This window comes from Catonella sp. (assembly GCF_057250765.1).
The window spans coordinates 1-21,937 of record NZ_DBHIEC010000025.1; the positions used below are offsets into that span (position 1 = coordinate 1).

Genomic DNA, 21,937 nt, shown 5'->3' on the forward strand with positions numbered 1-21,937 from the left:
AAGCGGTTATATTCATTCCTATATGTTCAAGGCCTCCAAGAGGAATGATTTTAAGTCCATTCATAGGCTTCTTTACTTCTTTGTTAGTCTTTCTTGGCTTAATCTCCCTTAAGTTTTCCTTTGGCCTCTTGGATATAGCAGGAAGTTTTTCAATCTTAATTTCCTCTTCAGTAAGTTTAGCCTTCTTTCTGCTGTTTGCTGCAGACTTAACTGTTTTCTTTACTACACTTACATTGCCATCAGCCTCTTTTTTAGTTTTTCTGTATCTGCTTGTAGCTTTTCCTATGCTTTCTACAAGCTTTCCGAATTTTTTATCATTATTAATATCCGACATTTGTCCTCCTTAACTTAGGAGTAAATCAGTCCTGTGTACCTGCATTCTGACAATCCTTACAATAGCCGTACAGTTTAACCTCGTGATTAACAACCTTAAATCCCGTCAGCTTATTAATCTCATTTTCAAGAGGCTCCATAAAGTCCTTTTCAAATGAAAATACACGATTGCAGTTCAGGCAAATCAAGTGGTGATGCCTATGTCCGCTTGGAGACGACTTTCCTATCTCATATCTGGTAAATCCGTCATCAAGACTAAGTTTGTCTATTAGTCCCATATCTGATAACAGCTGTATGGTACGATAAACTGTTGCCAAGCCAATATCAGGATGGTCGTTCCTTACCAAATCAAAAATCTCTTCTGCAGTAAGGTGTTCATCCGCTCTTTGCTGCAACACTTCAAGGACAGCTAATCGCTGCCCTGTAACTTTCAATCCGTTTGACTTAAGTAATGCCTTAAATTTCTCATTCCCATTTTCGTTTTGCATGGCTCACCTATCCCTCAGGTTCTGATATACTTCGTTCATAATTATTCTTCGTCTATTTCAAAATCCACGTCATCCATCATTTCTTCAAAAACTTTAGAAACCGTAAGTATTTCCTTTTCATCCTCAACAACCTTATATAAAACGTCTTCTCCGTCCTCAGATGCTTCTTCTTCTTTGATGATGAACACATCAACCGTTGCATCATCATCTTCCAACTCTTCAATCTCTGCATCGGATACAAGGAGATAGTTCACCCCTGCAAGTCTTGTCTGGCAGAGTACGGTTAGCTCTTCATTGTCACCATCTTCATCAACAAAATCGATTGTTCTTAATTCTTCATTCTCTAACATAGTTTCTCCATTTCTTAGTTTAATTTTTATTTGAATTCATATAATCTTCCAAAATAAATGTAGCAGCAACCTTATCAACTATTTTTTCACGCTCTTCACGCCTCAGTCCTGCTTCTATCATAACTTCATGGGCACTTACCGTCGTAAGCCTCTCATCCCATAGTATGACTTCTATTCCTGTCCTTTTTGCGAGCTTCTTAGCAAATTCTTCAGAGAGCTCACACCTTTTACTGACAGATCCATCCATATTTTTGGGATAGCCTAGGACTATCTTACACACCTCATACTCTTGTGCAAGCTCGGTAATTCTGGCAAGAGTCTGTCTTAGCTTATTTTCTTCTTTTCTCCTAATGACTTCAAGTCCCTGTGCCGTAAGTCCAAGTCCATCACTAACAGCCACTCCACAGGTCTTTGAACCCAAATCAAGACCCATTATCCTCATTATCTCTTGCCCATAAACATAGACTTCTTACCTGTTTGGGTAAAAGACTCTATATAACTCTCCATAAGTTCTTCTACAAGTTCATCTCTTTCAACCTTCATTATCATGCTTCTTGCGTTGTTGTGGTTGGTAATGTAGGTAGGGTCTCCTGACATAATATACCCAACGAGCTGATTGACAGGGTTATATCCCTTTTCATTCAGAGCCTCATAGACCTTTTTCAGCACGTCCCCTACTTCTATCTCAGGAGCTAATGTCACTTCTTTAAAATACTGTGTATTATTTAAATCCGGCACTGATTTTACTTCCTTCCAAATATATTATGATGTTTAATAAATTCAAATTACACTTCATGTAATTTTAATATAAAAAAAGATATATTGCAAGTGTCGTTTTTTTGAACAAATTAAAAAAGCACACATAATACAAGAATTTTGTTATACGCGTGCTCTTAAAATATTTTTACTTGATAAACACCATCAAATCAATGAATTTTATCTGTATTTTCAATCAGATTTATAGCTGATTCCAGTCCATTGTCATAGATATGACAGGCAACAAAATGGTCTTTATCAACTTCTTTTAACTCAGGTCTGTTTACTTTACACTTTTCACTACAATATCTGCATCTGGTACTGAATTTACAGCCTTCAGGCGCATGAATTGGAGAAGGGATTTCTCCTTCAAGTTTTACCCTATCCTTCGACGACACCGCAGGATTGGGAATTGGTATAGCTGATATAAGGGCTCTTGTGTATGGATGTAGAGGTCTGTCATAAAGCTTATCTTTGGGAGAAATCTCAACCATACTTCCAAGGTACATAACACCAATTCTATCTGATATGTGTTTAACCATCGAAAGGTCATGTGAAATGAACAGGTATGTAAGGGCTTTACTCTTTTGAAGCTCAATCAATAAATTTACAACCTGAGCCTGTATGGACACATCAAGTGCCGAAATAGGCTCATCACAAACAATGAAAGATGGTTCAACTCCAAGTGCTCTGGCAATACCTATTCGCTGTCTCTGACCACCCGAAAGTTCATGTGGAAATCTCGCACCATGCTCAGCATTAAGACCTACCGTTTTAAGAAGTTCACTAACTCTTTCCTGTATCTCCCCTTCGGAGAGTTCACTAAAATGAACCCTTATTCCTTCTGCTATAATTTCACCAATTGTCATTTTAGGATCTAGTGAAGAATAAGGATCTTGAAATATCATCTGTGCTTTTTTCTTAAATGATTTAATATCTTTTTTATCTATTTTAGATATATCTTCCCCCTCAAATATCACCTTACCACCAGTAGCTTTATATAAATTTATTATCGTACGGCCGCAAGTTGTTTTACCACATCCGGATTCTCCTACTAATCCAAAAGTTTCACCTCTATATATCTTAAAACTTACATCTTCAACTGCCTTTAATATTTTGTTTTTCCCAATTTTGAAGAATTCGTCCAGATTTTGTAACTCGACTAAAACTTCTCTCTCATCATTACTCATCCACTATTCCTCCTAATATGGTCTTTCTACTTTAGGCGCCTTTGGATGTGCAAGCCAACACCTACATTTGTGTTTATCTGAATACTCACTGCATGGTGGCTTAGCCTCCGTACATATCTGCATTGCATAATCACATCTTGCTGCAAATGGGCAGCCTTTAATTTCCATCAACAGGTCAGGGGGTGTCCCTCCCAGGGAATATAACTCTTCTTTATTACCTGTATCAAGTCTTGGTACACTCATCAAAAGGGCCCAAGTATATGGATGATGAGCGTCATTAAATATCTCTTCAACCGTTCCTGTTTCCATTATTTCCCCAGCATACATAACCTGGATTCTGTCGGCAAAATCAGCAACTACCCCTAAATCATGAGTAACTAATACAACTGCGGTATTTCTTTTATCCCTCAATTCTCTTAATAAATCAAGAATCTGAGCTTGAATAGTCACATCAAGTGCAGTTGTTGGTTCATCCGCCAGTATTACCTTTGGATTACAAGCAAGTGCAATAGCTATCATAACTCTTTGTCTCATTCCCCCCGATAGTTCATGAGGAAATTGATTTACTCTTTCTTCTGCATTGGGAATATTGACAGTTTTTAAAAGTCTTATCGCTTCCTGCTTAGCTTCTTTCTTACTCATTTTTGTATGGAGAAGTATTGATTCCATTATCTGTTTGCCAATCTTCATTGTCGGATTCAGAGAAGTCATTGGGTCTTGAAATATCATAGCCACATCAGAGCCTTTATACTGTTTCATCCTTTCTCTGTTCATTGTTAGGACTTCTTCACCACAATAATTAATTGAAGAGTCTTTCTTAACAACCGCAGTAGACGGTAATATCTGTAATATAGCTTTTGAAGTAACTGTTTTTCCACATCCCGACTCTCCAACAAGTGTCAATGATTCCCCTTCATATACTTCAAAACTTACCCCTCTTACAGCTTTTACTTCTCCGGCATAAGTATTAAATGATATATTGAGGTTATTAACATCTAGAACTTTCTCTTTTTTCATATTTTCCATCATTCCCCCTACTGCCTGAGATTTGGATCAAGCGCATCCCTCAGGCCATCACCTAATAAAGTAAATGCCAGCATTGTAAGTCCTATCAAGAGAGCAGGAAAAATCAGCTGATACGGATAAAATTGAAATACCTGCTGTGCTGAAGCCGCCATTGCACCCCAAGACGTATTGGGCGCCTGGACTCCAAGACCGAGATAACTTAAAAACGCTTCTCCAAAAATATATCCCGGTATATCAAAAGAGATTGATACAAGTATTACATTAATCGTATTAGGTATCAAATGCCTTACTACAATATCACTCTTGCTTACACCCAGTACATCTGCAGCCATTATAAAATCTTTTCTCTTTAGCGACAGTATCTGTCCTCTTACAAGTCTGGCCAACCCACACCAACCTGTAATTGTCATTGCCAGTATAAGTGTTCCAAGCCCGTTTGACTTTAATACAAGTCTAAGAACGATTACGAGAAGAAGGTACGGTATTGATGATAAAATTTCAACGATTCTCATCATAACCACATCAACTTTACCACCTACATAAGCAGAAACTGCTCCATAAATACTTCCAATAACAGTACTTATAAGTGCTCCTACTATACCAATAAAAATCGAGATTCTTCCACCCTTCCAAAGTCTTGTGAATAAATCTCTACCTATCTCATCTGTTCCAAACCAAAACTTGGCGTTAGGAAACTGATTAGGCTCTCCAACTGCTTCTTTAAACGAATACCCGCTAATAATAGGTCCAATTATAACCATAACAGTAAGTAATATTAAAATCACAAATGCAACCATTGCGGCCTTATTTGCCCGAAATCTTCTCCAAGCATCTGACCAATATGTAACTACAGGTCTAGCTATGAATTCTGAAGATTTGTTATCTGATCCAATAAGTTTGAATTTACTACTGTCAATTTCTTCATATCGTACTTTATCTCTACTATCCATAAGTTCTTCCTAGTCCTCCAGTTTAATCCTAGGATCTGCAACCCCATAAAGAATGTCAACCATCAATTGTGATACTAGGAAAAGGACTGCATAAAAGATTGTTGTTCCTATTATCATTGGATAATCTCTTGCAGTAATTGAATCTACAAAGTACTTACCTAATCCCGGTATACTAAACATCCCTTCAATAATAAATGATCCAGTAAAAATACCTACAATCTGAGGACCGATTATAGTAATTATAGGAAGTGCTGCATTTCTAAAAACATGCTTTCTAATTATATTAAATTTTGATACTCCTTTAGCCCTTGCAGTAAGGATATAATCCTCACTTAGAACCTCCAAAACATTACTTCTCATGTATCTCGCATAAGTTGCAATTGATCCAAAACACATTGCAAGTGCAGGTAAAACCGAATATTTAAAATCTTTCCCAAATCCCATATGCTTCCATCCACTTGTAGGAAACCACTTTAGTTCAACCGCAAAAAACAACTGCAACAAAGAACCCATTATAAAAACAGGAATTGTAATACCTAAAATTGCTATTATGCTTATTACATAATCAGGCCACTTCCCTCTGTTTAATGCCGCAGTTATACCAAGGATGATACCAATCAAAATTCCAACAAGCATGGCCTGGGCACCAACTCTCCCCGACACAGGCGCAGTCTTGGCAATTGTCTTACCCACTTCTCGTCCGGGATATTTATATGATGAGCCAAAATCTCCCTTTGTGAGAATATTCTTCATAAAAATTGCATATTGCTCTATGACCGGTTTATCAAGTCCATATTTTACTCTATAGTTTTCAAGAGTCTGCTTAGGCAGAGTCTTGCCTGCAGCTGAGAGAGGATCCCCTTCTGCACCATGCATAAGAAAAAATGTGGCAGTAATAATAATAAACAAGGTAAGTACCATATATAAAAATCTTTTAACTATGAATTTTAACATATTTCCCCTTGAAGCAGGCAGTAAGATTAAATCTTACCGCCTGCCATTATTAAATATAAATGTTAAGGTCTACCAACTGTATATCTTGGTTTATATCCTGTAGAAGTAAACTGGTTCAGTGTAACATTTCTCATATAGTCATTCCAATACATTGTGGATTCACCGTTGATGATAGGAATTACAACTGCCTCATCCATAAGAAGCTCCTCAGCTTCCTTGTATAACTCAGCAGCCTTTGACATATCACTTGCTTCAGAAGCATCTTTAATGAGATTGTCATACTTTTCATTCTTCCAACCAGTATTTACAGCCTCTGCATTTGATGTAAAGAGTGCAAGCATCGCACTTGGATCATCATAATCAGCCGTCCAAGCCAGATAAGCTAACTGGTAGTCTCCCTTATTAACCTTACCTGAAAGTATTGGCCATTCCATCTGCTCTATTTTAAGGTTGATTCCAAGCACTTTTGAATAACATTCCTGTATGTATTCACCAAAGGATTTAAGACGAGGATTACTTACACAAATAAAATTAATTTCTACCTTAGACGGATCTTCGCCCAAGCCAAGTTCCTTCATTCCCTCGATGAAGAGTTTCTTAGGATCAGGATTTCCCTCTGCAACCTTCTTCACAGGTTCTCCTGCAAACTCCCTATAGTTTACATCACCACAACTTATACAACCTGGAACCCAATGAAGAGCTTCGATATTCTTACCCTTAAAGAAAGTTTCATTGAATCCCTTTCTATCTAGGGCAATTAAAAGAGCCTGCCTGATTTTTTTATTGGAAAGAAGTTTATCCTTGTGATTAATAGTCATATAATCTACAGAAGGAAGAAGAATCTTTGCACTTTTTGTATTCTCCCTATTATTAAATTTTTCTCTCCACTCTTCAAGAGAGGTAGAAACCACATCAATTTCACCTGTCTGGAAGGCATTCATAACTGTATTAACATCAGACATTACTCTAATATTGACAGTATCATTCATTACATTTTCTTTATCCCAATAGGTATCACTCTTTTCAAGAGTAAGATTGGAATTGTGATTCCATTCTGTGAGCTTATATGGGCCACAGCCCATTACTGTATCTGCTTCTGCACCGAAGGTCTCGCCATACTGTTCTACAATGTCCTTTCTTTGAGGGAACATTATTCTGAATGGAAGAAGTTTCATAAAGTATGAAGTAGGTGCTTCAAGGGTGATTTCAAGGGTTTTATCATCTATCGCCTTGACTCCAAGCTCATCTACCCCTGCTTTCCCCGAATTTACCTTGCTAAAGTTCTTTATAGGAGCAAGCAAAAATCCCTGCTCTGCCGCAGTATTGGGATCTGCCGCTCTCTTTATACCATATTCATAATCTTTAGCTGTAACAGCCTGTCCATCTTCCCAAGTCATGCCGTCACGAATCGTAAAAGTATAAACTGTTTTATCATCTGATACCTTATATTCACTCGCACCAGCAGGAATAAGCTCTGTCATTCCATCAGGCTTTTCTGACAATCTGAGTAAAGGCTCATATATTCCATTTACAATAACATTGCCATATATGTCTGAACCTTTCTGTGCATCAATAGATGCAGGATCAGCATTTACAAATGCATTGATATACTGTTCCGCATCTTTCTCTTCGCCTTCAACCGAAGCTGACGCATTTCCTGCACTCGCAGAGCTGCTTACCAAAGAATTCTTCGCTGTACTTGTTGCCGTCCGGGAGGCTGAGTCTGTTTTATTTTCTCCTCCACCACAGGCAGTAATTGATAGAATCATCGTTACAGCCAAAATACCTGATAGACATACTTTTCTTTTTCTCATGTTACCCCTCCTTATTAGTTATATAATAGTTTTTCATATTTAATATAACAAATTATTTCAAAAAAGTAAACAAAATTTGCAATTATTTTAACTTATTTTAGGTAGTTTTGTTTAACACTTAAAAACTTTAAACTAATAAAGCGCAGGAAAAGTAAAATAATAAGGCGCTATATAACGCCTTATTATTAATAAAGTACAAAATATTAAATTATCGATTATATTGATGTTCTTGCAATATAACGAGAGCATCAAAAGTAATTATTACCACAGAATAACGGATATCACAACAATATTTGCTCTACCCTAGCACTTAGGCTTATACATAACCTCATTGATTGTGGATACCGTTACAAAGGCATCAGGATCTGTTCTTCTTATAAACTGCATAAGCACACCGTATTCCCTCTTGTTTACTATAGCTACAACCTCTTCGTGTTCTTCATTGTTATACGCTCCAATTACTTTGTAAAGAGTGGCTCCACTATGCATATTTTTAAGGATGTATTTTTTAATCTCCTCATTCTTGCGTGAAAGAATACAGACCTTCTTCTTGATATTGGTACCAAAAAGGAAGTAATCAAGTATGATCCCATTTAAATAGGTTCCAAGCACACTAAGTACAACTGTTTTCGTATTATAAGCAAAAATAGCGGAGAGCGAAACTAACATCCCTGCTATAGACATTGCCTTGCCCTTGTCTATATGAAGATATTTATTAAGAATTTTGACAATGATGTCAAGTCCACCGGATGAAGCATTATGGTTAAATAACAGACTTAACCCTATACTAACGATAAAGATATAGCAAATCATATCCAAGAACGGATCACCTGTGAGACCGTTGTACTTCGGGAAGAGTTTTTCAAAAATACCTACAAATATAGGCAGTATGACCGAAGTATATACAGTCTTTCCTCCAAACTCTCTGCCTACAAATATAAAGCCTATAATAAGCAATCCCACATTAAATATCAAACTTATAGTCGCAACACTTAAAGGAATAAACTTTTGCAACACTACAGCAAGACCTGCTATACTTGCTATAGCAAGATTGTTAGGCATCATAAAAAAGTATACAGCTACAGCCACTATAAAAGTAGCAAAGGTAATGACAGCCATATCCTGAATATAGCAACGAAGTTTACTTTTCATATTCATCCCCCAAAAACTTACAAAATTCTTAGATATTATATCATATTTTTGTTTATTTTGCCAGTAGGTATATATAAATATTACTTTCTTAAAACACCTGATTCAAGCAGGCCTTTTTCAAATATTTTCTGTAAACTCATCATTATTCCAAACTTGGCATGATTAAATGTAAGTCCTCCCTGAAAGTACGCCGCATAAGGCTCTCTCATAGGTCCGTCAGCAGAGAGTTCTATGGATGAGCCCTGTACAAAGGCTCCTGCCGCCATTATAACCTGGTCATTATATCCCGGCATATCCCAAGGCTCAGGAGTTACGAAGCTGTCTACAGGTGCAGCAGCCTGAATTCCCTCACAAAAGGCTTTAAGTCGTTCTCCTGACTTAAGGGAAACTGCCTGAATTATGTCATATCTGTCTTCTTTGCTATCCGGCAGCACATCAAATCCTAAGCTTTCATATACATTTGCAGCAAATATCGCTCCCTTTACAGCTCCTGCCGTAACTGTAGGCGCCATAAAAAGCCCTTGGAAAAGCGCCTGGTTGAGCCCAAGAGAAGCCCCTATCTCCTTCCCAAGCCCTGGGCAGGACATACGGTAGGATGCCATATCCACATATTTTTCTTTTCCTGCTATATAGCCTCCGATTGGCGCAAGTCCGCCTCCCGGATTCTTGATAAGAGAGCCTACAACCATATCAGCACCTACATCAGATGGCTCCAGCTCTTCAACAAACTCTCCGTAGCAGTTGTCAACCATACAGATAATCTCAGGCTTAATCTTCTTTATAAAGCTGATGAGCTCCCCTATTTTTTCAACTGAAAATGTAGGTCTAACTGCATAGCCTTTTGAACGCTGAATAGTAACAAGCTTTGTCTTATCACTTATTGCAGCCTTTATTCCCTCGTAGTCAAAAGAAAAATCAGGTAACAAATCAACCTGTGCATAGGTTACTCCATATTCAGCCAATGAACCTACTGTAGGTGTTATTCCTATCACTCCGTCAAGTGTATCATAAGGCTTACCTACAGGAGAAAGCACCTCATCTCCGGGCCTTAAATTGCCAAAGAGAGCAACTGTAAGGGCATGTGTCCCACATAGTATAGCAGGTCGTACAAGGGCAGCCTCTGTGTGAAATACATCAGCATACACTCCCTCCAGGGTATCTCTTCCAAGGTCATTGTAGCCATAGCCGCTGCTTGCTGCAAAATGAATGTCTGAAACCTTATTCTTCTGCATTGCCTTAAGCACCTTAAGCTGGTTTATTTCCGCAATTTCATCTACCCTCTTAAATCTATCTTCAAGGCTTTGGCATATTTTTTCACAGTAGTCAAATACTTCGGTGCTTATGCCCATTTCCTGATATTGTTCTTTTAACATCTACTTCCTCTTTCTATGTTACATTGTTCAAAATATTAGACATCTGACTTTGGCACGCCCTCTTTTGAAATACTAATGTCAAAAGCTAGAGCCCTTTTTATAGCTCTTACAATGACTTCGCAATCATCATGTTGCTAAGAGCCTTGTCAGAAGCATCCGATATCATCAGTTCCTTAACCCCGATGAATTCCGTGTCAGCATCTTCCCTGCCTTTTAACAGGAACTTCGGAACAGCAACCTCTATATATCTGTCAGTATGCCCTAAGATATAATCTTCCCTGCCTTTAATCTCTTCTTCAAGCAAAACCCTTTCAGAATCGCCATTAAAGCTATCCAGATACTCCTTAGCCACTTCTTCACAGATGACTATAAGCCTGTCTTCTCTTTTCTTCTTAATCTCAGGAGCAACCTGTTCATTCATTTTAGCCGCATAGGTGCCATCTCTCATGGAATAAGGAAAGACATGTACCTTTAGAAAACCTACCTTCTTCACAAAGGCAGCAGTCTCCTCAAATTCCTCATCGCTTTCTCCCGGAAAACCAACAATTATATCTGTGGTAATCCCCGGTCTGTCATAGTATTTTTTAAGAAGATTAACCGAAGTCAGATATTCATCAGCAGAATAATGCCTGTTCATCCGCTTTAATACAGTTGTAGAGCCACTCTGAAGGGAGAGGTGAAAATGTGGACAGACTTTTTTTAGTTTCACAAGTCCCTGTAAGAATTCCTCCGTAATAAGTCTTGGTTCAACAGAGCCGAGGCGTATTCTAAAATCACCCTCTACCTCATTTAGCTTAGTAAGAAGCGCAAGCATCCTGCTTTCTCCGTCTATATCCCTTCCATAAGAGCCTATATGTATACCTGTAAGCACCATTTCTTTATAGCCCACTCTTGCCAGTCTTTCAGCCTCTTCGATGATACTTTCCATATCCCTGCTTCTAATACGGCCTCTTACAAACGGAATGATGCAATAAGTACAGAACTGATCACAGCCATCCTGTATTTTGATATTTGCCCTGGTTTTACCACCTGCGGCATATACTTCACCACTATCATAAGACCAGTCCTTATTTTCTTCTCCGGATTTGATCACATTATGCTTAAAATCACGCTCTTTATTGCTTCTTATATATTCCTCTACAAGGTCAAGCACCGAGGACTTCCCCCTTGTACCCACAAGTATATCCACTAAATCATCATCCTCAAGCTTAGACTGAGGTGCCTGTACATAACAGCCTACAGCAACGACAACCGCTTCAGGATTAAGCTTTTTAGCCCTGTGTAACATCTGTCTGGATTTTCTGTCAGCAATATTGGTAACTGTACAGGTATTTACAATATATATATCAGCGGCTTCATTGAATTGTCTAATTTCATAACCCGCATTCTTGAACATTTCCTTAATCGACTCGGTTTCATAGGCATTTACCTTGCAGCCAAGGCTCAAAAATGCTACTGATTTTAAAATATCGTTGTTTTTCACAGTTTTTAGATTTCCTTTTTATTTAATATGTATATTGACTTTTTCTTCTCTAAACCTTATCATTTAATTGTATGTAGCAATTAATTTCACAAGGAGGAGGATTAAAAATGAAGTCAGTTAAGATTTCTTTAAATTCCATCGATAAGGTAAAGGCATTTGTTAATGAGGTAACAAAGTTTGATTCAGATTTTGACCTTGTTTCAGGAAGATATGTAATTGATGCTAAGTCAATTATGGGTATTTTCAGTCTTGATCTATCAAAGCCTATTGACCTTAACATCCACAATGATGCTCAGGCAGACACCATAGTAAATGCGCTTAAGCCTTTCATCGTTGAATAATCTGCTAAATCTTTTGCCGGCTCTCATAATGAAAGCCGGCTTCTTTTTATGTGACTTTTCTTACTTATTCTACTTCCATTGGCTCACAGTTAATCACTTCTATGCTTTCCATGGTCTTTTTATAAAGTTCCTCTATTACATCATCCAGTTTTTTCTCATCTTTTTCAATCTTAGAAAGCAAAGGCTTGGTTACAGGATGTTCCGCCACGAAGATAGTACAGCAGTCTTCAAACGGAAGAATCGATGTCTCAAATGTACCTATCCTTTGGGAAATATTGATAATATCCTGTTTATCAAAGCAGATTACGGGGCGGTAAACAGGTAGGCTGCATACTGCATTTGTAGAAAGCAGGCTCTGCATAGTCTGACTTGCCACCTGACCTATGCTCTCACCTGTTACCAGTCCTACGCACTCATCCTTTATAGCCAAATCCTCAGCTATCTTCATCATATATCTTCTCATTATGATGGTTAACTCATCGTGAGGGCATTTCTCATAAATGGCAAGCTGAATATCTGTAAAATTAACCACATAGAGCTTGATATTACCTGCATATCTAGCTGTAAGCCTTGCAAGATCAACTACCTTTTGCTTAGCCCTTTCGCTTGTATAAGGTGGTGCATGGAAATACACAGCCTCTACCTTAACTCCTCTTCTAGCCATCATATAAGCAGCTACAGGGCTGTCAATTCCACCTGATAGCAGACACATAGCCTTACCTGCGGTGCCGATAGGAAGTCCGCCCTCACCCTTAATTGTTTCAGAATAAATATAAGCCTTGTCCCTAAGCTCTATCGTAATGAACTTATCAGGATTCTTAACATCAACACTAAGTCTGTCTCCGTATTTTTCCAGTATTAAGCCGCCAATATCAGCCGATATTTCCGGAGAAGTCTTAGGCATTTTCTTATCACTTCTCTTTGCCATTACCTTAAAGGTAAAGCTCTCTGTAGGGTAACATTCACCAATATAATTAACAACCTCTTCATACGCCTTGTCAAGGTCGGTTGAATCAACTATGTATATAGGGCAGATGTGAAGTACACCCATTACCCTCTTTAGGGCATCAAGAGCTCCCTCATAGTCTATACTTCCCTTGCCTGCCTCTACAAAGACTCTTCCGGGCTGCTTGTACACCTTGTAGTCACCCTCTATTTTCTTAAGGGCATAAGCAATCTGTCCAACCAAGGCATCCTCAAATAAATAGCGGTTTTTACCCTTTACTCCGATTTCTGCATACTTTATCAAAAAAGCTCTGTATTCAAACATTATCTTCTCCTGTATTTTGAAAGTGTTGGCACAAGTTCCTTAAGTGCCTCTATGGTGTAATCAGTCATTTCCTGCCCGGTAAATAAACCAAAGCTAAATCTAAGCGTAGAATCAAGCAAATCATCATCAAGGCCTATTCCCTTTAGAGTTCCGCTAAAATCAGGATGGTGAGAGGAGCAGGCAGAACCTGAGGACACATAAATCCCCTTTTCTTCAAGTGCATGTAAGAGAACTTCCGCCTTTACACCTCTAAAACTTGCACTTACTATCTGTGGAGCTGTCTTTCTTATATTCTCAGCCAAATCACCAGAAGTATCCACTCCATTAATAGTGCAATCAGGAAAAGCCTCAAGCAAATCTCTTGTAAACTTTTCTTTGATGGCATAAAGCTTGTCCATTTTTTCTTTATGTCCCTCGTATACAGCCTCTGCAGCTGCACCTATAGCAGCTATCCCTGGTACATTCAATGTTCCGGAGCGAAGGTTCTTTTGCTGACCGCCTCCGTGTATATACGGGGTGATACGTACTCCATCTCTCACATATAAAAAGCCTATACCCTTGGGAGCGTGAAACTTGTGTCCACTTACGGAAATAAAGTCTGCACCCAGCTTTTTGGTGTTTATTTCAAATTTTCCATAACCCTGAATAGCATCTATATGGATTAGGATATCCGGATTTTTCTCTCTGGCAAGCTTTATGATGTGTTCAGCATCTGCAAGAGCTCCTATCTCATTGTTTACGAGCATAAAGGAGAGCATTATCGTCTCAGAGTCTATAGACTTAAGCAGGTCTTCATCCCTTATGTGTCCAAGTTTGTCTACCGGAAGGTAGGTTATATCATAGCCCTCTTTTGCAAGCACCTCTACCGACTGAAATACAGAGGCATGCTCAAAGCAGGTGGTAACTATCTTGTTGCCATAGCGTTTTCTGGTCGCAGCCCCCATAATTATAGCCTGATTATTAGACTCAGTTCCACAGGATGTAAAGATGATTTCACTCTTCTTTGCCTTCAAGGTCTTTGCTATCTTTTCCCTAGCTTCTTCCACATATCTTTCTGCCTCAAAGCCCTTTATATGCTTGGACGAGGGATTGGCATAAGCAGACTTCATAGTCTCGTTCATTATCTCAATCACACTGTCTAGTGGCCTTGTAGTTGCTGCATTATCTAAATAACATTCCATCTATTTCTTACTCCTATATATCTATCTCAAATGCAAGAACTGAAATAAGAGCCAGTCCTGCAGTTTCGGTTCTAAGTATCCTGTTGCCAAGGCTTATAGGTTCTGCTCCCATTTTTACGGCAAGTTCAAGCTCATCCTCAGATATTCCCCCTTCAGGACCTATGAAGATTCCTATACTCTTCTTACCATTTGCCACTTTCACAAGTTCCCTCGCCCTATCCATTCCCTTTTCATTTTCATAGGGAATGAGGTTATATTCAAGATTCTCTGCCCTTTTAACTGCCTCGTTAAATGTAATAAATTCTGAGACTTCAGGGACTATTATCCTACCGGACTGCTTTGCAGCGGTAAGTGAAATCGTCCTCCATCTTTCAAGCTTTTTAAGTTCCTTTTTAGCATCTTCAAGCTTTACTATGGTTCTCTTCATCATAACCGGAACTATCTCACTCACCCCAAGCTCTACTGCCTTTTGGATGATTAGTTCCATCTTGTCTTTCTTAGGCAGTCCCTGAAAAAGGACGATTTTAGCAGGAAGTTCAGACTTGCCTCCCTCACAGTCAACTATCTTACATACTATCCTATCAGGTAGAAACTCGCTGATTTTTGCAGTGTAAAGAAGACCGTTACCTGCAGAAAGCCTTATTTCATCAGCTTCCTTCATCCTCAGTACATTTTTTATGTGATTTACATCACTTCCGGTAATATAAGCAGCCTCACCGTCTATATTACCGCTATCTATAAAAAAGTTTGACATTCTACTTCCTCGCTACTAAGCATACCCAGTCATTGTCACAGATATTTGAAACAAGTCTAAGTCCCGCATCCTGTATTGCTCTTATCACATCATCTGCAAGCTCCTTTACTATACCCGAACAGACATAATAACCGCCTTCTTTAAGCGCAGGAGTGATTATAGGTGTTAAAGGCACAAGCACAGGGGCAAGAATATTGGCTACAACAATGTCATACTGCTTTTTGTAAAGCTCTTTACAAAGCTTTTCATCTTCAAGCAGGTTTCCTGTTTCAAGCCTTGCCATATCCTCAGTAATATCGTTTATCTCAAGATTTTCTTTTGCAGACTTAACTGCCACAGGATCTATATCCATGGCATAAGCCCATTTTGCACCAAGCTTAAGTGCAGCTATGGTAAGAATAGCACTTCCACAGCCCACATCCAAGATGTCATCATCTCTCTTTACATATTTTTGCAGTGCTTCCAAACAAAGCCTTGTAGTTTCGTGAGTTCCCGTACCAAAGGCAACACCCGGATCTAGCTTTATGACAACATCTTCTTCCCTTACATCTGAAGGTTCTTCCCAGGTAGGAGTAACTACTATGTTGTCTCCTATTCTAAAAGTATGGAAGTAGTCTTTCCACTTGTTAGCCCAGTCTGCCTCATCTGTTTCAGATATGTAGATTGCACCGCTTCCCACATCCACAAAGTTAGAAACCTCTTCAAGTCCTTTCCTAATCTTTTCTATGAGCTCGTCCGAATAAAAGGCTGCAATATCTTCAATGCCTGTTCCACTGTTGTAGAATGCAGATGAAGACTCATCAGGAGCACCGTCGCTTAGATAAAACACAAGCTCAGCACTTCCGTCATTAGGTTCGCTTTCAGGAAGAATGTCCACATACATCTGCTTTTTTTCAGCCTCTGTAAGAGGCACCTTGTCTATGACTTCTACCCCATATATCCCAAGTTCCGCTAGCATATCTATAATCAAATCAGTTGCCTCTGTTGTTGTTTCAAGTCTGTACTTAAGCCATTTCATAATCATCCCTCCCATTATTATGCTGTTATCTTTAGTAAAACCTACTAATTTTATCACATAAGTATCATTTTTGCAAAAGACTCTCTCGGACTTTTTTTCGCAAGATACTTGAATATTTACAAAATTTATGCTAAACTACTCCTTGCTTTGCAGGAGTGGCGGAATGGTAGACGCATCAGACTCAAAATCTGACGATAGCAATATCATGTGGGTTCAAGTCCCATCTCCTGTATCACAGGATGTCAAATGAATTTGACATCCTTTTTTTATCTTCAGGAAATTTCTTAGAAATTACCTGTCAAATAAAAATCTCTTATTTCCAGTTTGCAAATACCTTACTAGCCACATCTACTCCCGTATAATTCCCTCTGCCTTCACCTTCTACAACCACACTGATAGCAATCTTCTTTCCATTCTTTTCTCCAAATCCCATAAACCACGAGTGGTCTCCCTTGGTGCCATCTTCCTTCTTATACTCAGCAGTTCCAGTCTTTCCGTAAATGTTAAGTCCAAGCCAGGACAGCTTCTTAGCAGTGCCCTCAGTAACTACAGCCCTCATATAAGACTTGATGGTTTCTGCCTTTTTCTTTGAGCAAAGCCTTTCTACTTTTGATGCCTCAAAGCTCTTTACAACCCTTTTTCCATCTTCGGTTGTTATTTCTCCAACGGTATAAGGCTTCATTAACACTCCGCCATTGGCTATGGCAGCCGCTATCAGGGCATTGTGAAAAGGGGTAATCTGTGTCTTACCCTGACCAATGGAAGTCTGCATTACCTCATCAAGACTTGATGAAGAATTAAGCACAAAGCTGCTTTTTGAGGTAGTGAGCGCAAAAGGAATCTCCTTGTTAAACAGGAATTTCCCAGCAAGCTTTGCATATTTGTCTTTATTTAATCCTATTCCAATGCTTGCAAATGCACCGTTACATGACTTTGCAAATGCGGCTCTTAAGTCTTCTTTTCCGTGTTTAATCTTATCATAGCAGGCTATACTCTCTCCACTGACAGTATATACACCCTTGCAGTCAAAGCTGAATTTATCATAGTTTTTATTCTCATTTATGTATTCAAGAGCAGTAATTACCTTAAAAGTTGACCCCGGTGGATATAACCCGTTTATTGCCCTGTTTACAAGCTTTGCATCTTTTGGGGGAAGCTTTGATAGGCTGTCCCAGTCAGCAAGTACAGTGTTTGGGTTATAATCAGGCTTTGATACCATTGCTAACACCTTACCAGTCTCCGGCTCAATGATTACTCCTGCTCCGTGGAAGCCCTCCAGTGCATTATTTAAGCTCTTTTGAAGCCTGCTGTCTATGGTTGTAACTACATTATCGCCCTTGTTTTTGACCTGATTCAGTCTCTCAATCACCCTGTTAACCGCATTGTCATTTGAGGTCAACAGCTCATAATTCATAATCGCTTCTATCCCCGTCTTACCGGATACATTTCTTCCTACTATGTGGCTGTACATATCTCCATAAGGATATACCCTCACACTCTTACCCTTTTCTTCTTTGGTGTATGCAAGCATCTCTCCGTCAGAAGAAAGAATTTTACCTCTTGATACATAGGAGGCATAGATATCAGTCCTTTTATTGTAGGCATTGTTCATAATCTTTGGTGCAGTTTCAAATTCAAAATAAGTCAGGTAGCCTACCATACCTACAAAGAGTCCAATAATCAGGTAGGTCAGTCCCAGAGGCTTTTTGATAGGTTTTACCGGTACAGCTTCAATATCCTCTTCCTTTTTATTACCCGCTATATATAGTCCCTGTATTACACCAAATATAAATATCGTACTTATGATTGAACTCCCTCCCTGACTGACAAGAGGAAGAGTTACCCCTGTTGACGGTATGAACTTGACAGTTCCACCTATGGATAAAAAGGTCTGAAATGAGTACATGGTTGCACAGCCTATTGATACAAGCTGATGAAATGCACTCTTTGTTCTCCATGCAAGTAAAATAAACGCTATTATTGTACATAGATAAATCAAGATGAGGCAAAAGCCAAAGAGCAGACCAAGTTCCTCGCAAAGACCTGAAAAAATGAAGTCACTTTCAACCACAGGTGTATTGGTAGGAGCACCATTGCCAAGTCCAAAGCCAAACCAGCCACCGCTTCCTATGCCAAAGAGCGACTGAGTCACCTGATAGCCCTTGTCATCTATGTATTTCCAAGGATTTACAAAAGCCTGTACCCTCACCCTTACATGGGCGAAGATGTAGTAGCCTGCAATAGCAGACAATATGCCTCCTCCTGTAAATAGTCCAAGAAGTTTGACATTGCCAGTGGCAAAATAAGTCATTACTACAAAGGTAGTAAAGTATAGCATGGCTCCACCAAGGTCTTTACTAAGCACGAGAAGAAGCACCATTACTGCTGTTAAACAGGTTGTTATTATTATCTGTTTAAGGCTTCTGCTTACATAAAACAAAGAAGCTATCATAAATATCAAAAGAATCTTTACAAACTCGGAAGGCTGTATACTTACTCCAAACACCTTTATCCAGTTTTTAGCTCCGTATTGTACTCTAGCCCTTAAAAACACATAGGCAAGGGAGGCTATTCCCGCTACCGCATAGAGATAGCCCATATTTCTAAGCATGACCATCTTCTTTATCAGAAATGGAAGTATGAGGCAGGCTATTAGTGCAGCGGCTACAAATACAGTTTGTTTTGCTCCCAATATGAAGTTAAGCCTTGTAACAAAGACAAAGCCAACTGCTATGAGAAACTGCATATGAAAGAACAGAGTTTTAAACAGCTTCCTGTAAAATATTCTATACAAAAATGTTGTTACAACAAAGAGCAGTACCTGTACAAAATACAGTATAACCACCTTTATTTCCGGAGTTTTTAGGTAGATACATAAAAACCCCGCAAGGTGAAACATAAGAATGAGTACCGGTTGAAAGAAATATATCTCACCATTTCTTTTTTTATCACCATATACAAATCCGATAAAGCCCAAATACGCATATATAGCAGTAATAATTATAATTATGTACTTAGATACTTCACTTACTAAACTTTGCAAGCTTCATTACCTCTCTTACTTCTGAATCCGTTTCAAATGAAAAATCTAACCTTAAATAGTCGGGTGAAAGCTCCCTAATCTCATCCATTTTCTCAAATAGGTTAAGCGGAACATCCTGATATACATAGTTGGTACAGCTTTCACAGTCTTTTACTATAGGAAATTTACCCCTCTTTCCACCAGACTTGCTCTTCTTATTCTCTATATAAAGAATGTCAGGAAGCCTCTTATCGCCTTTTTTAAGTTCTTTCACACAGGCTCCTTTGTTTTTCCACTGGCACTGAGTCATAACCATAAGCTCTTCCCGCCCATATACCACAAAAGACAGCTTAGAAGGCAGGGTTATATTATTTCTAACCTCCTCTGCCTCTCTTATACTCTGCTCCAAAGAGGCTGTATAATGATGAATACCAAAATCAGACAAAGTCTCCACAGCCTTTGAATTAAAAGCGTATAAGTTGGTATCTCCTATCATATCAAAGGATACAGATGACAGTTCCTCGAGTTCCTTTACAAAGGATATTTCTTCTAAGTTCCTTACCAAAAAGCCTTTAATCCTAAAAAGTAGGTCAAATCCTGAGCTTCCCTTACCAAAAAATCTCTGATATTTTTCTTTGTTATTTCTCCTAAATATCTCAGGAAGCCTAAGATAAAGCCTTCTACCTTCATTTTCTGCCTCATCAATCCCCATTTTCAGATTGGAAAGTCCAAAAAGTTCAGTATTTATAATAATCTCTACCCTGTCTTTGTAAGGTCTGGTTACCTCCAATACAGTTTTTAACTGCTTTAAGTCAGAGACAACAACCTCATAATAAGGATTGAAGTCTGGCTTAGGAATCACACTATGAACCTTAGTGTCAGGCTGCATCTTGTTTTTCATACATTTTCCGACAATTTCCGCTTCAAGGGCTTCACAGGCATTTCTTCTAAGCTCGTTCAGAGCTGACATAGGAAAGAAAACATCTCCCACGAGATTTACATCAATATCCTCCCTCTTAAGAGTAAATTCAGTATCACCCATCTTTAGTAGAGATGAGCATACTCTCTCTTCATCCACAGGCCTGTTTTCAGCCTTCATACAGATAGCCCCGTTTACTGAAATACTGGAATCATCTGTGTAAAGAGTCAGGATAAGCTCGTTGTCAGCCTCTGCATAAAAGCTTGCTTTAATTCTCTTTTTAATAGGTTTTAATATAATATTATCGTTTATATCGTTAAGCAGTACTTCATTTTTTGTCCTGTACACACAAAGCCCTGTCTTAACAGGCAAGCCCTTCGTAAAGTTAGCTTCAAAGCTCTCTCCTTTTTTCTTGCCATCCTTAAGAGTAAACTCATATACAGGCTCGGTCGGCCTATTATCAGACCTGATTTCCACCACATCATGTGCGTTTAGATCTTTCTCTGCACTAATTAGCATCACATTTTTTCTACCGCTTGCAATCACATTGATAACTCTTCCAACAAGCACTCCATTGTGATTTGGCCTCGTGTTAGCCATCATCTCAAGGCCGTTATGATTAACCAGATAGCCTTTTGTAAAGCTGCCTCTGTTGTAGATATCAGAGAGTTTTTCTACATCTGAATTTCTTTCGCGCACAGCCTGTGCAGAATCAAACTCTTCTCTTCCATCATTTAAGTACACATCTGTCCATTTTCTGTATAAATAAGCTGTGAGAGCAGCATATTCAGGGCGTTTCATCCTACCCTCTATCTTAAATGAATCTATACCTGCCTCTACCATATCAGGAATGAGGTCAAGGGCACAGATATCCTTTGGACTAAGCAGATATGGCTTCGTTTCAAGACTCTTTCCAGGGCTTATACCTGATGAATTCTCCCCTTCATAGAGGTTGTAGCTCATACGGCACGGTCCTGCGCAGCTTCCTCTGTTGCCGCTTCTTCCGCCATTCATAACAGACATAAGACACTGTCCCGAATAACAGACACAGAGTGCCCCATGTACAAAGCACTCTATTTCTATATCTTCCTCCTTAAAAGCCTCTACTTCTCCAAGAGATAATTCCCTTGAAAGCACCAGCCTCTCTACTCCAAACTTTTTAAGCAGACCCGTAGCTCCTGTGTCGCAAACAGTCATCTGAGTGCTTGCGTGAAGCACAATGTCAGGAAAATGTTCACGAAGAAATTTTAATACTCCAAAATCCTGCACAAGTATGGCATCAATACCTGCTTTATAGTATGGGAGAACATAGTTATAAAGCCCCTTCATCTCATTTTCTTTGATAAGGGTATTGATAGTCATATATAATTTTTTATCGTGTAAATGGGCATAGTGAATGGCTTCTACCAATTCTTTTTCTTCAGGATTGTCCGCAAAGGCTCTAGCTCCAAAGTTTTTTCCGCCAATGTAACAGGCATCAGCACCTCCTGCAAAGGCCGCCCTCATCCTGTATACAGAGCCTGCGGGGGCAAGTATTTCAATTTCTTTTTTCTTATTCATCTG

19 protein-coding genes, 1 tRNA gene and 1 pseudogene are annotated in these 21,937 nt (G+C 38.9%); 2 read left to right on the top strand and 19 right to left on the bottom strand.

Features of this window, described 5'->3' with window-relative positions:
• From ACO6HM_RS11140 to mtaB, 13 genes and pseudogenes are all read right to left on the bottom strand, one after another.
• Positions 1 to 334 (bottom strand): annotated as a pseudogene (locus tag ACO6HM_RS11140) (hypothetical protein); the annotation flags it as partial.
• Between the two features lie 25 nt (positions 335 to 359).
• Positions 360 to 821: a Fur family transcriptional regulator gene (locus tag ACO6HM_RS11145; RefSeq protein WP_485391116.1), complete on the bottom strand. Its 462-nt coding sequence runs from the start codon at positions 819 to 821 to the stop codon at positions 360 to 362.
• 41 nt (positions 822 to 862) lie between these two features.
• Positions 863 to 1,171 (bottom strand): DUF1292 domain-containing protein, encoded by a 309-nt coding sequence (locus ACO6HM_RS11150; protein WP_485391117.1) that lies wholly within the window; start codon positions 1,169 to 1,171, stop codon positions 863 to 865.
• 19 nt (positions 1,172 to 1,190) lie between these two features.
• A complete protein-coding gene (ruvX, locus tag ACO6HM_RS11155) occupies positions 1,191 to 1,613 on the bottom strand; it encodes a Holliday junction resolvase RuvX (RefSeq protein WP_485391118.1) in 423 nt (140 codons plus the stop codon).
• Positions 1,613 to 1,909: an IreB family regulatory phosphoprotein gene (locus ACO6HM_RS11160; protein ID WP_208428866.1), complete on the bottom strand. Its 297-nt coding sequence runs from the start codon at positions 1,907 to 1,909 to the stop codon at positions 1,613 to 1,615. Before ACO6HM_RS11160 ends, ruvX begins: the two co-directional genes overlap by 1 nt.
• A 188-nt stretch (positions 1,910 to 2,097) precedes the next feature.
• Positions 2,098 to 3,117, bottom strand: a complete 1,020-nt coding sequence (locus ACO6HM_RS11165; RefSeq protein WP_485391119.1) for an ABC transporter ATP-binding protein — start codon at positions 3,115 to 3,117, stop codon at positions 2,098 to 2,100.
• Between the two features lie 12 nt (positions 3,118 to 3,129).
• Positions 3,130 to 4,134 carry an ABC transporter ATP-binding protein gene (locus tag ACO6HM_RS11170; protein WP_485391140.1) on the bottom strand — a complete coding sequence of 335 codons (1,005 nt, stop codon included), beginning with the start codon at positions 4,132 to 4,134 and terminating at the stop codon, positions 3,130 to 3,132.
• A gap of 17 nt (positions 4,135 to 4,151) precedes the next feature.
• A complete protein-coding gene (locus ACO6HM_RS11175; RefSeq protein ID WP_485391120.1) occupies positions 4,152 to 5,093 on the bottom strand; it encodes an ABC transporter permease in 942 nt (313 codons plus the stop codon).
• 9 nt (positions 5,094 to 5,102) lie between these two features.
• Positions 5,103 to 6,047 (bottom strand): ABC transporter permease, encoded by a 945-nt coding sequence (locus ACO6HM_RS11180; protein WP_208428869.1) that lies wholly within the window; start codon positions 6,045 to 6,047, stop codon positions 5,103 to 5,105.
• Positions 6,048 to 6,109: 62 nt separating this feature from the next.
• Positions 6,110 to 7,861, bottom strand: a complete 1,752-nt coding sequence (locus tag ACO6HM_RS11185; protein ID WP_485391121.1) for a peptide ABC transporter substrate-binding protein — start codon at positions 7,859 to 7,861, stop codon at positions 6,110 to 6,112.
• A gap of 303 nt (positions 7,862 to 8,164) precedes the next feature.
• Entirely contained in the window at positions 8,165 to 9,019 is an 855-nt protein-coding gene (locus ACO6HM_RS11190) for a YitT family protein (protein WP_485391122.1), read from the bottom strand.
• A gap of 74 nt (positions 9,020 to 9,093) precedes the next feature.
• A complete protein-coding gene (locus ACO6HM_RS11195) occupies positions 9,094 to 10,386 on the bottom strand; it encodes a methionine gamma-lyase family protein (RefSeq protein ID WP_485391123.1) in 1,293 nt (430 codons plus the stop codon).
• Positions 10,387 to 10,492: 106 nt separating this feature from the next.
• Complete coding sequence (gene mtaB / locus ACO6HM_RS11200) at positions 10,493 to 11,869, bottom strand: tRNA (N(6)-L-threonylcarbamoyladenosine(37)-C(2))-methylthiotransferase MtaB (protein WP_485391124.1); 1,377 nt, start codon at positions 11,867 to 11,869, stop codon at positions 10,493 to 10,495.
• 107 nt (positions 11,870 to 11,976) lie between these two features.
• Here mtaB and ACO6HM_RS11205 point away from each other — a divergent pair, with 107 nt between their 5' ends.
• The gene (locus tag ACO6HM_RS11205) at positions 11,977 to 12,210 is read left to right on the top strand and encodes an HPr family phosphocarrier protein (RefSeq protein ID WP_208428873.1); all 234 of its coding nucleotides are present in this window, start codon (positions 11,977 to 11,979) and stop codon (positions 12,208 to 12,210) included.
• Between the two features lie 64 nt (positions 12,211 to 12,274).
• On the opposite strand, the gene thiI is transcribed toward ACO6HM_RS11205, so the two are convergent.
• Genes thiI through prmA form a run of 4 tightly spaced genes read right to left on the bottom strand, consistent with a single transcriptional unit; the run spans position 12,275 to position 16,433 of the window.
• Positions 12,275 to 13,480, bottom strand: a complete 1,206-nt coding sequence (gene thiI, locus ACO6HM_RS11210) for a tRNA uracil 4-sulfurtransferase ThiI (RefSeq protein ID WP_485391125.1) — start codon at positions 13,478 to 13,480, stop codon at positions 12,275 to 12,277.
• Positions 13,480 to 14,661, bottom strand: coding sequence for a cysteine desulfurase family protein (locus tag ACO6HM_RS11215; RefSeq protein WP_485391126.1), 1,182 nt, complete (start codon positions 14,659 to 14,661; stop codon positions 13,480 to 13,482). Before ACO6HM_RS11215 ends, thiI begins: the two co-directional genes overlap by 1 nt.
• 13 nt (positions 14,662 to 14,674) lie before the next feature.
• A complete protein-coding gene (locus ACO6HM_RS11220; protein WP_485391127.1) occupies positions 14,675 to 15,415 on the bottom strand; it encodes a 16S rRNA (uracil(1498)-N(3))-methyltransferase in 741 nt (246 codons plus the stop codon).
• A 1-nt stretch (position 15,416) separates the two neighbouring features.
• The gene (prmA, locus tag ACO6HM_RS11225; RefSeq protein ID WP_485391128.1) at positions 15,417 to 16,433 is read right to left on the bottom strand and encodes a 50S ribosomal protein L11 methyltransferase; all 1,017 of its coding nucleotides are present in this window, start codon (positions 16,431 to 16,433) and stop codon (positions 15,417 to 15,419) included.
• Between the two features lie 149 nt (positions 16,434 to 16,582).
• Between prmA and ACO6HM_RS11230 the strand changes: the two genes are divergently transcribed.
• Positions 16,583 to 16,665 (top strand) — tRNA-Leu (locus tag ACO6HM_RS11230).
• Positions 16,666 to 16,746: 81 nt separating this feature from the next.
• On the opposite strand, the gene ACO6HM_RS11235 is transcribed toward ACO6HM_RS11230, so the two are convergent.
• Positions 16,747 to 19,476, bottom strand: coding sequence for an FtsW/RodA/SpoVE family cell cycle protein (locus ACO6HM_RS11235; RefSeq protein WP_485391129.1), 2,730 nt, complete (start codon positions 19,474 to 19,476; stop codon positions 16,747 to 16,749).
• Positions 19,457 to 21,934 carry a peptidase U32 family protein gene (locus ACO6HM_RS11240; protein WP_485391130.1) on the bottom strand — a complete coding sequence of 826 codons (2,478 nt, stop codon included), beginning with the start codon at positions 21,932 to 21,934 and terminating at the stop codon, positions 19,457 to 19,459. The genes ACO6HM_RS11235 and ACO6HM_RS11240 overlap by 20 nt, the downstream gene beginning before the upstream one ends.
• Positions 21,935 to 21,937: the final 3 nt, after the last annotated feature.

Bases quoted from the DNA above. Each gene is read 5' to 3' on its own strand.
- ACO6HM_RS11145 (WP_485391116.1), bottom strand. From the start codon at position 821: ATGCAAAACGAAAATGGGAATGAGAAATTTAAGGCATTACTTAAGTCA.
- ACO6HM_RS11150 (WP_485391117.1), bottom strand. From the start codon at position 1,171: ATGTTAGAGAATGAAGAATTAAGAACAATCGATTTTGTTGATGAAGAT.
- ruvX (WP_485391118.1), bottom strand. From the start codon at position 1,613: ATGAGGATAATGGGTCTTGATTTGGGTTCAAAGACCTGTGGAGTGGCT.
- ACO6HM_RS11165 (WP_485391119.1), bottom strand. From the start codon at position 3,117: ATGAGTAATGATGAGAGAGAAGTTTTAGTCGAGTTACAAAATCTGGAC.
- ACO6HM_RS11170 (WP_485391140.1), bottom strand. From the start codon at position 4,134: ATGAAAAAAGAGAAAGTTCTAGATGTTAATAACCTCAATATATCATTT.
- ACO6HM_RS11175 (WP_485391120.1), bottom strand. From the start codon at position 5,093: ATGGATAGTAGAGATAAAGTACGATATGAAGAAATTGACAGTAGTAAA.
- ACO6HM_RS11180 (WP_208428869.1), bottom strand. From the start codon at position 6,047: ATGTTAAAATTCATAGTTAAAAGATTTTTATATATGGTACTTACCTTG.
- ACO6HM_RS11185 (WP_485391121.1), bottom strand. From the start codon at position 7,861: ATGAGAAAAAGAAAAGTATGTCTATCAGGTATTTTGGCTGTAACGATG.
- ACO6HM_RS11190 (WP_485391122.1), bottom strand. From the start codon at position 9,019: ATGAATATGAAAAGTAAACTTCGTTGCTATATTCAGGATATGGCTGTC.
- ACO6HM_RS11195 (WP_485391123.1), bottom strand. From the start codon at position 10,386: ATGTTAAAAGAACAATATCAGGAAATGGGCATAAGCACCGAAGTATTT.
- ACO6HM_RS11205 (WP_208428873.1), top strand. From the start codon at position 11,977: ATGAAGTCAGTTAAGATTTCTTTAAATTCCATCGATAAGGTAAAGGCA.
- thiI (WP_485391125.1), bottom strand. From the start codon at position 13,480: ATGTTTGAATACAGAGCTTTTTTGATAAAGTATGCAGAAATCGGAGTA.
- ACO6HM_RS11215 (WP_485391126.1), bottom strand. From the start codon at position 14,661: ATGGAATGTTATTTAGATAATGCAGCAACTACAAGGCCACTAGACAGT.
- ACO6HM_RS11220 (WP_485391127.1), bottom strand. From the start codon at position 15,415: ATGTCAAACTTTTTTATAGATAGCGGTAATATAGACGGTGAGGCTGCT.
- prmA (WP_485391128.1), bottom strand. From the start codon at position 16,433: ATGAAATGGCTTAAGTACAGACTTGAAACAACAACAGAGGCAACTGAT.
- ACO6HM_RS11240 (WP_485391130.1), bottom strand. From the start codon at position 21,934: ATGAATAAGAAAAAAGAAATTGAAATACTTGCCCCCGCAGGCTCTGTA.